Source organism: Acidimicrobiales bacterium, assembly GCA_035316325.1.
Classification (GTDB): Bacteria; Actinomycetota; Acidimicrobiia; order Acidimicrobiales; family VFJN01; genus DASXTK01.
Map to the genome: position 1 here is coordinate 15,900 of DATHJB010000023.1, position 11,480 is coordinate 27,379.

The 11,480-nt window shown below is 68.6% G+C and carries 8 protein-coding genes and 1 other RNA gene; 2 read left to right on the forward strand and 7 right to left on the reverse strand.

Annotated elements, in window-relative coordinates; genetic code table 11:
* Nucleotides 1–34: 34 nt before the first annotated feature.
* Together VK611_03235 and rnpB are read left to right on the forward strand one after the other, a co-directional pair.
* Nucleotides 35–769, forward strand: a complete 735-nt coding sequence (locus VK611_03235) for a YceI family protein (protein HMG40309.1) — start codon at nucleotides 35–37, stop codon at nucleotides 767–769.
* 26 nt (nucleotides 770–795) lie between these two features.
* Nucleotides 796–1,162, forward strand: an RNA gene (rnpB, locus tag VK611_03240) — RNase P RNA component class A.
* Between the two features lie 346 nt (nucleotides 1,163–1,508).
* On the opposite strand, the gene VK611_03245 is transcribed toward rnpB, so the two are convergent.
* The 7 genes from VK611_03245 to VK611_03275 all read right to left on the reverse strand — a co-directional run.
* Nucleotides 1,509–2,675, reverse strand: coding sequence for a hypothetical protein (locus tag VK611_03245; protein ID HMG40310.1), 1,167 nt, complete (start codon nucleotides 2,673–2,675; stop codon nucleotides 1,509–1,511).
* Between the two features lie 212 nt (nucleotides 2,676–2,887).
* Nucleotides 2,888–3,865 (reverse strand): tyrosine-type recombinase/integrase, encoded by a 978-nt coding sequence (locus VK611_03250; protein ID HMG40311.1) that lies wholly within the window; start codon nucleotides 3,863–3,865, stop codon nucleotides 2,888–2,890.
* Between the two features lie 579 nt (nucleotides 3,866–4,444).
* The gene (locus tag VK611_03255; protein HMG40312.1) at nucleotides 4,445–6,082 is read right to left on the reverse strand and encodes a phage/plasmid primase, P4 family; all 1,638 of its coding nucleotides are present in this window, start codon (nucleotides 6,080–6,082) and stop codon (nucleotides 4,445–4,447) included.
* Nucleotides 6,079–7,038: a hypothetical protein gene (locus VK611_03260; protein HMG40313.1), complete on the reverse strand. Its 960-nt coding sequence runs from the start codon at nucleotides 7,036–7,038 to the stop codon at nucleotides 6,079–6,081. The genes VK611_03255 and VK611_03260 overlap by 4 nt, the downstream gene beginning before the upstream one ends.
* A complete protein-coding gene (locus VK611_03265) occupies nucleotides 7,035–9,572 on the reverse strand; it encodes a DNA methyltransferase (GenBank protein HMG40314.1) in 2,538 nt (845 codons plus the stop codon). Before VK611_03265 ends, VK611_03260 begins: the two co-directional genes overlap by 4 nt.
* A complete protein-coding gene (locus VK611_03270) occupies nucleotides 9,569–9,829 on the reverse strand; it encodes a hypothetical protein (GenBank protein HMG40315.1) in 261 nt (86 codons plus the stop codon). Before VK611_03270 ends, VK611_03265 begins: the two co-directional genes overlap by 4 nt.
* A partial coding sequence (locus VK611_03275; protein HMG40316.1) for a DNA cytosine methyltransferase occupies nucleotides 9,826–11,480 on the reverse strand: 1,655 nt, incomplete at its 5' end. The genes VK611_03270 and VK611_03275, both read right to left, overlap by 4 nt.

The following is an 11,480-nucleotide window of genomic DNA, read 5'->3' on the forward strand; positions in this document are numbered from 1 at the left end:
TAGTAGTGATCGACCGATCGACGAGGAGAGGTAGATGGCGATGTTCCGCAGCCCCCGACGAGGTGTGTTGCTGGTCGTGTTCGGACTGCTGCTCGTGGTCGGGATCGGCGTCGGTGCGTTCCTGTACCTGCGCGACGACGCACCCGAGGAGGCCGACATCACCGACGCTGGCCAGACGCTCGACGACGAGGGCCTCGACGCCGCGTCGATCGAGGACATCACCGGCACCTGGCAGGTGACCTCCGACGTCGGCGAGACCGAGGAGACCAGCACCTTCGCCGGCTACCGGATCGACGAGGAGCTGGGCGGCGGCATCGGCGCGCAGACCGCGGCCGGCCGCACGTCGGACGTGACCGGCACCGTCGCGATCGCCGACGGCCAGGTGACCGAGGCGTCGTTCGAGGTCGACATGACCACGCTGACCAGCAGCGACGACCGGCGCGACAACCAGCTGAAGGGCCGGGGCCTGGAGACCGACGCCTTCCCGACGGCCGGCTTCGTGCTCTCCGACCCGGTGGCGCTGCCGGCGGACTCGGTGACGGGCGACCAGCTGACGTTCTCGGCGCCCGGCGAGCTCACCCTGCACGGCGTCACCAACCCGGTCACGATCGAGCTGCAGGCCGACCTGCGGGAGGGCGTGATCGCCATCGTCGGCAGCTCGCCCATCGTGCTGGCCGACTACGAGATCAGCCCGCCCACGGGCGGCTTCGTCGTCTCGGTCGCCGACGAGGGCAGCTTCGAGTTCCAGCTGTTCCTGGAGCCGGCCTGACGGGCGGTATCGTCGTCTGGTGACGGTGAGTCGGACCGGTGGCCGCGGCGTCGCCTGACGGCGTCGAGGAAAGTCGGGGCTCCATAGGGCAAGGGTGCTGGCGAGAGCCAGGACGAGGTGACTTGTCGATCAGGGCAACAGAGAGCAGACCGCCGATGGCGGGTCACCGGCTTCGGTCGGCGACTCGCACAGGTGAGGGTGAAACGGTGCGGTAAGAGCGCACCAGCGTCGGGGGCGACCCCGGCGGCTCGGCAACCTCCACCCGGAGCAAGGCCAAGCGTGGGAGGACCTGCCCGGTCGATCTCCCCAGGTAGGCCGCACAGATGGATGGCCACCCAGGCGGCGCCCCCGGGCACCGCCGGACAGAACCCCGCTTACAAGCCGGCTCACCGTCACACACCCGGCCTGAGCTGGGCAAACTCCGTTCACGGTCGCCCGGAGTCGGCGTCTTGACACATTTCTGCCACTGGAATCACCCGATCGAGCGCTTTGGCAGGGACAGATCGGTCGGCTCGGAGCAGGCTGCTCACGCTCAGCTCCAGCGGCCTCCGGAGCCCCATGGACCCAGTCGTTGCCGAATTGGCCTCTAGTAGATCAAGGGCGCCGGCTGCGCCGTCGCCTGGCCGTCGCCGCCGGCCTCTGCCTGACGGCCCGGCCGGCACTCCGGCCAACGCCACGCCCTGGCCCGGTCCTGAAGACCGCTCGCGGAGCGACCTCTAATCTGGTGCCCGCCGATTCCTCAGAAGAGCCCGCCTAAGCCCGCCCCCACTACGCCGCCGGCCATAGCCCCCCACACCGTCGCTCCCGCTACAGAGCGGTTGTCGAGCCGGTCCGAGGCATGTTGTGTTCCTTGCTGAAGTATGGACAGGTTGAGTGACTCGATCGCTCCCAACTCAGCAAGGTCGTGTTTGAAGACGTCCTCAAGCGCGAACACCGAGCGCCAGTCACGTTGGTCGGTCAGTCGCTGACCGAACATACGCAAAAGCCTCTCTAGAGTCGAAATCGAGCGCCACAACAAGGCGACTTCGTATCGCGCGCGCTTTCGCCAACCCTTCATCTGGTACCGCGCGCGAAAACGCTCTCGCCAGGGAAGCACCGCGACCTCCGCGGCAGCCTGGTAATAGCCAAAAAGAATGTCGAGCCTGTGTCGAGCAAACGTTTCAACTTCAAAGATTCTTTGACCAACATTCTTAACTTCGGCGAAGTCGAACATCTCCGATCGCAAGTGCCAATAGAGGATTGTTGCTACCTCTCTTACGGATGTCGAGGGTTCGAATTCAAAGGCAACATAGTCGGCCGGCATACTGCGACTTCCAGCACGAAGTACATCCACTCCCTCCTTCTCGCGACCAACGAAATCAGTATGGACAAACAAGAAGGTGCACCCCGGGTTGCACGCCTGCACATAGAGAGGTCTGCCCATTTCCCGTGCCCCATCGCGTAGGATTTGCTCTACTACCTGACCGCCAGTGAGAGCTGTAGGATCGGTATTTTGCTCCCATGCAACAATAGCGGTTACGCCATCCCAACTTACTTCGTAGGTTTCAGTGGGAGCGGCTTCCTCCAATCCGTACAGCGGCTGATTCTTGGCCGGGACATATACCGTGAATTCGATTGGCTGCGACCATTGAACACCGTAGAAACGATCAGATCCATCTAGAACCCTCTGATCGTGAACGTCAGTAGATGTAGGCCAAAAGACCGGACGATCGGACCACTGATCGTCGATGGTGGGTGACTTCACCGCCCGTACCCGAGGGTCATCTCTGAGTGTCGCCGCGAAAGCAGTCAGAATCGCGCCTGGCCGCTCATCCTTGGGCCCGCCGGTGAGGAAGAGCCCAGAACGTGCGATGACGCGGCGCTCTGCCTTCTCTATCGCGGTCAGTTCCACCTGTGCATCTGTCACCGCATCAGCGTGCCATGCGCCGCATGGAGTACAGAGCAACTGAGGAAGCCGGGGCTTCGATCGTCGGATCGCGCGAGCATCGCGCGATCCGACGCTGCCGCTGTCGTCCGGTCCTATCCGGCCCTGGATGGGGTGCCCAGGTCAACAGCCACCAGCGTCCGAAGACGTTCAGGCAGGCAGTGTTCGGGATGCAGCGGTCATCCGATCGCTGGTCACTTCTGCACCGGGATCACTCGGTCTAGCACGTCAGCCGAGATCGAGCGGTCGTCGCGGAGCCAGTGGACGTAGACCTTGGCGACGGTCTCGACGGTGTCGCCTAGGTGCCCGGCGACTGCCGTGAGGGATGCTCCTTCGGCGAGAAGCGTCGATGCGCACCAGTGGCGGAGGCTGTGGAACTTGAAGCTCAGCGCCTGGCACGTGCAGCCGTCGTCTCGTCGTGGCCGGGTGCGTCCGTCAGCTCGGCACCCGGCGCACATGCCGGCCCCCAGGAGGGCGGGCTTCCATGCGCTGTCGTAGAACTGGTCGCGGCGCAGGTCGGCGCCTCGGCGCCCTCGGAACAGCAGCCCGGCGGGGTACTCGTCGACGTGGCGGCGCAGCTCGACGACCACGAACTCGGGCACGACGATGGTCCGTACCTTCTCGGCCTTGGGCGTTGTGAAGACCATTCGCCCGGCGATGCGTTGGCGCTGCCGGTCGATCGTCAGTCGCCGGTCGGCGACGTTGATCCGGTCGTCAGACATGCCGAGGACCTCGCCGACACGCAGGCCGGCCATGCCCAGCGCCACCGCGGCCCTGAATGGTGCCGGCGTGGAGGTGAGGATGGCCAATGCCTCGGCTCGCGTGGGTACGTCCTCAGGACGGACCTGACCTGTCGGGTCGCCGGCCCGGGCCTTGGGTGCTCGGAGTCCCGCCGTTGGATCCCGTCCGATGCGCCCCGCAGCGACGGCAGCACGCAGGATGATCGCAGCCCACGCCATCGTGAGCTTCACGGTGTTGCGGGCGTAGCGCTTGCTGAGCTCGCGTCGGACTCCCTTCAGCACGAGCTGGTCAATGCGCCCGAGTTGATAGCTGCCGAGGTGTGGCACGAGACGAGCCCATACACCGGGCCACGACTCTGCGGTCGTGTCCTTCCACTCCTGGGCGGGCCGCCAGTCGTCGACCACGAACCGCTCGAACGTCTGGCGGCTCAACGCCGGGTCGACGTAGAGGCCCTGGCTCTTCGATGTCTCGACGGATGCGGCGTAGGCCCTGGCATCGACCTTCCGTGTGAAGACCTTCGACCGTTGAGCGCCCGCTGGATTCCGCCATCGAGCGCGCCAGGCGAGAACCTTGCAGCCGCACTCGTCATCACCGGGCCGCTGCCGGCCGGACGACTCACAGTCCCGACAGAGCTTCCAGCGGTATGGCTCGATGCTGGCCATCAGGGACCGCCATCCTGGCGCTGACGCAGGAGCCACTGACGAACATCCTCGGGGGCGTAGCGAACATGGCGACCGACCTTGAATGTCGGCGGACCTTGCCTGAGGTATCGCCATCGCTGGAGCGTTGCGACGGGTACGCCCAGAAAGTCGCTCACGTCGTTGGGAGACCACAGCCGCTCCGTCACCTTGGGCGCGAACGTGTCGACACCTTGAGACTTCGTCATGCCCGGCACGTCCTTTCACGAAGTCGGGGCAATCGACGCCACCGGGGTGGGGTGACGGGTGTGACGGGTTTGGAGGTTCGGTCTCGCGCGTGTGGGGCGCAAAGCTGTGGACCCGTCACACCCGTCACCCTTCGCTCTCTGTGGCGATGCCGACGCCGACGAAGACGGCTCCGACCTTGGTTCGTTGGGTGTCGAACCCTCGGTTCTGGAGCTGGGTAGTGAAGGCCTTGTTGGTGCCGGGTTCTTCGCCTTCGGTGGTGCACCAGCGGGTCCAGGTGTTGTAGAGGTCGCTGGAGCGGGCGCGGTGGTGGGGGCCGAGTAGGCAGCGTTCGTCGAGGAAGCGGCCGAGGGCGTCGGATTCGGCTTTGTAGGCGGCGGTGGCGGCTGCCACGGGGGCGGGTTCGTCAAGGCCGTGGGTGCGCCAGTCGAGGTAGCCGGTCACGAGCCAGGCGAGGATGGCGTCGGCTTCGAGGCCGAGTTTGGCGGCGAGGTCGTCGTCGCGTTCTGCGAGCGGGATCACGACCTGGAAGGGCACAAGCCGGAGCCGGCGCCAGATGCCTTCGTCGCTGCCGCTCACCAGGGGCCGGTGGTTGGTGAGCATCACGAACGTGTGGCTGGGGGTGAAGGACCAGAAGTCCTCTCGCATCCTCCTGGCTTTGATGGCGTCGCCTCCGGTGAGGCGTTTGACGGTGCCTTCGGCGAGGCGTCGGCCGGCGTCGCCTTCGTGCAGGACAGCGAGGCGGAGCCCGAAGAGGTCGGCGTTGCTGGTGGGGTGGGCGTCGAAGCTGCGGGCGAAGAGCAGGTCGGGATCGGCGGGTGCGGCGTAGTCGCCGAGGGCGGCGTCGACGGCGTTGACGAGGGTGCTCTTGCCGTTGGCGCCGTCGCCGTGGAAGATCGGTAGCAGGTGGACCGCTTGGCGGCCCTCGAGCGCGTGGCCGAGCAACCGGGCGAGGAACCGGCGCATGTCGGGGTCGGGTTGGATGCGCTCCAGGAACCCTGGGAACACGGTGCCGGGGTGGTCGGGTCGGTAGGCGGCGGCGGTGACCTTGGTGAGCAGCTGGCCCGGGTCGTGGGCGTGCAGCTCACCGGTCCGGAGATCGAGCGTGCCGTTGGCGCAGTTGAGCAGGAACGGGTCGACGTCGAGGGCGTCGGGCACGATGGCGACCTCGGGTTCGGTGCTGGCCAAGGTGAGGGCCCCGGCGACCCCAGCGGAGGACTCCCCGCGCTTGGCTTCGCGCAGGGCGGCTTTGCGGCGGTCGGGGTCGGCGATGGCGAGGGCGTCGGTGGTGATCCGCCGGGCGATCGTCTTCATCCACCGCTGGGCCTGGCCGTCGATGTCGTGCGCCCAGCGGGTGCCGTCCCACACCAGCCACTGCCGCCACGGGGGCACGTAGCGGAGCCGGGCGCCGTAGACGTGGATGAACCGCCGGGCGTAGCCGAGCTCGGTCTTGGGTTCGGCGGGCAACGGGTCGTTGACCGCCGAGGCAATGAGCGTCGAGAGGGCCACGGCGGTGGCCGGGTCCTCGTTGACGTCGACCCGCCATGGCGGGCCGCTGCTCTGGTCGGGGACTCGGGAGGGGTTCCGTCGGTCGCCCTCGGCCATCGCGGCGGCCAGCTCGGGGTCGGCGCCGAGCGATGGGGACCATCGGATGTTCGCCACGAAGTCGACCGCAGCGGGCGTCGTGAGGTCGCCTCGGGCGGCGGCGAGCCCCCATGCCCGCTCGCCATTGGACATCAGCGCGGCGGGGTCCTGGAGGGTCACAGGTCGTCACCTCGACGAAGTCGGCCGCGCCGAGCTGGCGCGGGTGCAGCGGTTGAACGCCGGATGTCGGTGGTTCCGGCGGCGATCACAGGCCCCCGAACGTGTGTATGGGGCGCTGTGTGGCCCGTAGAGCCGAATTCAGGACCGCCGGGCGGCGTAGGCGCGGGCGGATCGCCTGGGGAAACCTGGCGGGCTGGTTCCCAGAGGGCGAGTTGTTGGGTGTCGGCTCGGCGGAGGGTGCGGTGGTACCAGGCCAGTGCCCAGGGCAGGCAGTTGGCGCAGTTGCGGTGGGGGTGGCCGGCCAAGGCGGGTGCTCGGCGGGCGGCGTAGGACCAGGCGAGTGAATCGGCGGAGGCGAGGTGGCGGGCGTAGCGGCCGAGGCCGAGGGCCTTCACCCCGAAGCCGTGCAGCCGGATGCCTTCGGCGGCGAGAGCGGCGGCGATGTCTTCGATCTCCGCGCTGGACTGGCGGCGGCACACCGAGCCGAGCCCGACCAGGGGCTCGGCGGTCAGGTCGATCCCGGCGGCGGCGTAGAGGTCGACGCAGCGCCGGTAGTCGTCGATGGTCCAGCCCTGGAGCACTGGGACCCACGGCAGGTCGTCGGCCTGGTGGCGGAGCTCAAGGACGCTGGCGTCGGTGCGGGCTTGGTGGTCGGCGACGCTGAGCCCGGTGCGGGCGATCATGACCGGCTCGCACATCCAGTCCTGCGGCGCGGCCCACACCAGTCCGCCGATCTCGGTGGTGTAGCGGCGCACCGCTGTCACGTAGGTGGGGGCGGGGGTTCGCCAGGCGCCGAACATGGACAGCTCGCTGAACCCCCCGGAGTCCAACGCCCAGGGCCCCACGGCGCGGGGCAACCGCCGGCGGCCGGCGAGCCGGCGGTGGGACACGAACAGCGGCACGTCGGTTCGGGCCAGCCAGCTCGGCTCGTGGGTTCCCAGGTAGAGGCGCATCACGCCGGGCGTCCCTCACTGGCCTGGTCGGCTTCGAGGGCGGTGAGGTCGAAAAGGCGGGGCATGTGCACTTGCCGTTCGGCGGCTTGGAGGTACTTGACGCCGTCGGCGAAGTAGGCGGGGTTGAGTTCGACCGCCCGGCCGCGGCGGCCGAGGTGCAGGGCGCGGACGGGCACGGTGAAGAGCCCGCCGAAGGGGTCGTAGATCAGGTCGTCGGGGTTGCTGTAGCGCTCGATGACCCGGTCGACGATGTCGAACTGGAGGGGGCAGACGTGCTGTTCCTGGGCGCGGCGGGATTGTTCGGTGTTGAGCGTCCGCATGCGGTTGATGTCGTGCCACACGTCGGGATGCCAGCTGGCCGGGGCCAGGAGCATGAACGTCGAGGGCAGGGCGCGTTTGTCGTCGAGGATCTCGCCGACTCGCACGTGGGCCTCGTAGTCGTAGACGTGGTGGAGGCTGGCGTCCTTGGCGACCTTGTAGAGGACGTCGGCCGGTAGCGCGGCCAGCTCGGCGGGCGTGAGGTGCCGGTCACCGCTGGAGCGCCAGAAGGCGTGGGCGTCGGTCTGCCACCGGGCCCGGGTGTAGACGCCCTTGTCCTTGGTCACCGGTGTGTCGGCGTAGCCGCGGGTGCGGTCGGTCTGGGGTTTGCGGAACAGCAGGACGTATTCGGGGGACCCGACGCCCATCTTCGAGCTGTCTTTGGCGTTCTCGGACCAGCCCAGCCGGTAGGACTGGTTGTTCTCCCGGACGACGTCGGTGACCACGACGATCAGGCCCATGTACTCGAAGCCGTGGGCCTGGGCGTGGAGGATCGCTTCGGCGTGGAACGGCGACACCGTCGAGTAGCCGGCGCCGGTCATGTTGCCGAACACGATCCGGTCCTTGACGTGGCAGGCGTAGATCCGCCCCGGGCGCAGGACCCGCAGCAACTCGGGCGTGAGGTAGTCCATCTGCGCCCAGAAGTGGTCGTTGTTGTCGGTGTGCCCGAAATCCCGGTACGACGGGGTGTACTCGTAGTGGTTCGCGAACGGGATGCTGGTGACGATCAGGTCGACCGAGTCGTCGTCCATCGCGGCGGTTTCGGGGACGCAGTCGTTGTTCGCTACGACCCACCCGTCGCCGGCGGCTTCGATGCGTTCGACGCCCATGGTGCGGGTGAGGGTGGTGCCGATGTCGGTGCGGGAGAGGCCGTGGCGGCGGATGAGGTCGCTCATGGTGGCGGTCAGCTCCTTGTGCTGGGTCCACTTGTCGAGCAGGGTGCGCAGCACCTCGCGCTCGGACTCGGCGTAGATCAGGTCGATGCGCACCCGCTGCGTCTGTTGGAAGCGCTGGAGCCGGTGGATCGCCTGGACGAAGTCGTTGAAGTCGAAGCCGATCCCGACGAACACGGCGCGGTGGCAGTGCCGCTGGAAGTTGCACCCGGATCCCGACAGGGAGGGTTTGGTGGCCAGCAGCCGGTGGCGGCCCTCGGAGAAGTCGATGATGCGCTGTTCGCGGGTGTCGAGGTCGAGGGACCCGTACACGTCGACGACGTCGGGCAGGTCCTTTTTCAAGGCGCGGCGTTCGTCTTCGAGGTCGTGCCACAGCACGAAGTGGTCGTCGGGGGAGGCGTTGACGATGTCGGCGGCTTTGGCGACCCGGGCGGCGAGGGTGGCGCGCTTCTCCCGGGCGGCGGCCACGACCCCGAGCTCGGCGCCCCGGTAGAGGCGGCCCTGGCCGTCCCGGTCGACGTCGACGTGCGCGGTGTGGTCCACGGGGACCTCGTGGTAGACGACCTCGATGTCCGGCAGCAGGTAGCCGTCGTCGCTGTAGCCGAGGTCGCTGGGCCGTCGCAGGAACACCGCCCAGCTGGCGAGCCAGAGCCAGAATTCGTCGGCCTTGTGCTCGAAGAGCTGCAGGTTCCCGGCCTTCTGGCTGTCGCGTTTGAACCAGCGGGTCAGGGCCTGGCCGACGTCCATGACGCCGAGGAACCCGGCGTAGTGCAGCAGCTCCTTGTGCCGGTTCGGCGACGGCGTGGCGGTGGCGACGAACCGGTACGGCACCGCCGAGCACACCTCCAGGAACGTGGTGGAGGTCTTCGACCCGTAGCTGCGCAACACCGACGCTTCATCCAGCGAGATGCAGGTGAACAGGGCGGGGTCGAGGCGGCCGTCGCGGATGGTCTCGTAGTTGGTGAGGTGCACCACCCCGGGCGTCGGGTCGATGTCGTCGGCCCGGCGGATGAACCGGGTGGTGATCCCCAACGAGCGGGCGTCCCGGGCGAACTCCTGGCGCACCCCCAACGGCACGACGATCAGGCCCGGGCCACCGGCCCGGGCCATGACGAGCCGGACGATCTCGAGCTGCATCAAGGTCTTCCCGAGGCCGAACGCCGCGAAGATCGCCCGGCGCCCACCCTTGACCGCCCAGGCCACGATCGCCCGCTGGTGGTCCAGCAGCATCGGATGCACATCGACGGCGGGGTCGATGTCGAAGCCGTGCCAGCCGCTGACCGCGACCTTGCTGGCCACGAAGTCGTCGTAGACGTCGGCGGTCACGGTGTGACCTCGATCCCGATCGAGCCGATGTCGTGGCCGCACGGGACACAGATCCCGGGCCCGTAGGCGACGTCGCCGACCAGCTGCATCTGGTGGGGGCCGCCATCGGCGGCGACCGAGTCGGTGACCAGCTCGCCGCAGGTCGGGCACAGCGAGTAGACGGCGCCGGCGGCGTCTCGGTGCAGCGTCAGGGCCGGGGCGAGGCAGTCCCCCCGCACGATCGTTGGGCCACCCGTGCGGCGCAGTTGGACCGTCACGCCGTCGGCTCCAGGACCTGGAGCAGCTGGGTGCCGATCCATTGGGCGGTGTTGCAGGGCACGGCGTTGCCGACCTGGAGGGTCTGTTCGCCGAGGTTGCCGGTGATCAGGTAGTCGTCGGTGAAGCGCTGCGCCCGGGCGTGCTCGCGGGGTTTGAGCATCCGGTAGTGGCAGTCGTCGAGCTCGACCCGCTCGGCGGCGGTGAGCAGCGCCGCGTTCTCGATGGTGGTCACGACCGGGAGCGGCCCGGCGCCGGCGGGGCGGGGTCGGGCGCCTTTGCGGTAGGGGACCACGAGGTAGTGGTGGTCCTGGGTCGTGATGGTGCCGAGCGGGTCGGTGAGCGGCTTGGCGAGGTGCTGGGGCTTGGCGTTGCCGCCGTAGCTCTTCACGATGAACGCCCCGGGCGGCGTGACCAGGCCGTGGTGGCGGCCGCTGGTGGTCACCGTCGCCAACGGCTCATGCCCCACGGCGGTGGCTGTGCCGTTGCGGCGGGCCATGGCCACGAACGGCTCGGGCCACAGCAGCAGGTCGCCGATCTTGACGGTCCGTGTCGAGAGGGGCCCGGCCCCGGCGGGCTGGACCCGCACGTCGTCGTGGTTCGCGTTCACGAGCAGAGGGGCGGACACGAGGCCGTGGGAGTCGCTGGTGGTGATCGCCCCGAGCGGCGAGCCGATCGGGTGCGACCTGTACCGGGCCTCGGACAGAGCGCCGTAGTTCTTCACGAAGAACGACGGCGTCACCACGGCGTCCTCGCCGGTCGTGTTGCGGGTGGTCAGCGGCGCCGCGTAGGCGGGGCGGGCACGGTGGTAGCCGGGCCGCTCGAACGTGTTGCCCGCCACCTGAGCCACGACCGGCTGCACGAAGGTGTCGATGCCCCACTGGATCCGCGCCCGGGTCTTCTCCCCGAGCGGCCGGGCGCGGTCCCCGATGCGGGTGCCGATGTCGGTCAAGTCGAGGGCGGTGGCGGCCGGCGCCACCAGCGGTTCGACCACGGTGCCGTCATGGGGGCAGCGGTAGAGGTACTGCTGGCCGTATTTGCCGATCCGTCGCCGGTCGGGGCGCTTCCACGCCTGGCGGCCCTCCACGAGGGCCTCGCAGCGCCCGCACCACGCCGGGGGCCTCGGCTCGAGGTCCGGGAGCGGGATGCCCTTGCGGGTGAACACGATGTAGATGCGGTCCCGCCACTGCGGCGCCGGCGCGTTGCCCTCGCCGTAGACGTGGGCGGCGGACACGTTGACGGTCTGGACCCGGTAGCCCGGGCGCAGCCGGCACATGCCCTCCACCCACCAGTCGTAGAGCTCCCAGTCCCGGGCGAACTCCACCACGTTCTCCACCACCACGGCGTCGTAACGGTGCAGCTCCGTCGCCCGGAGCACATCCAGGGCACAGGCCCGGGTGCGCTCGAACGTCGGGGACTTCACGGCGCCGAACTCCTCGAACGCCTGTTGGCCGCGCACCTTGCGGTTGCCGCCCGCCGGCGACACCTCGGTGCAGATCACCGACGCCCACAACACCCGCGTCCGGGGCAGGCGGCGCATGTCGTAGTGGTTGATGTCGGTGCACAGGAACTCGGCCGACGTGTGGTTCGTGGACACGGTCTCGATCGACCGGGCGTCGTGGTTCGCGCCGACCACCAGCCGGAACCCGGCGT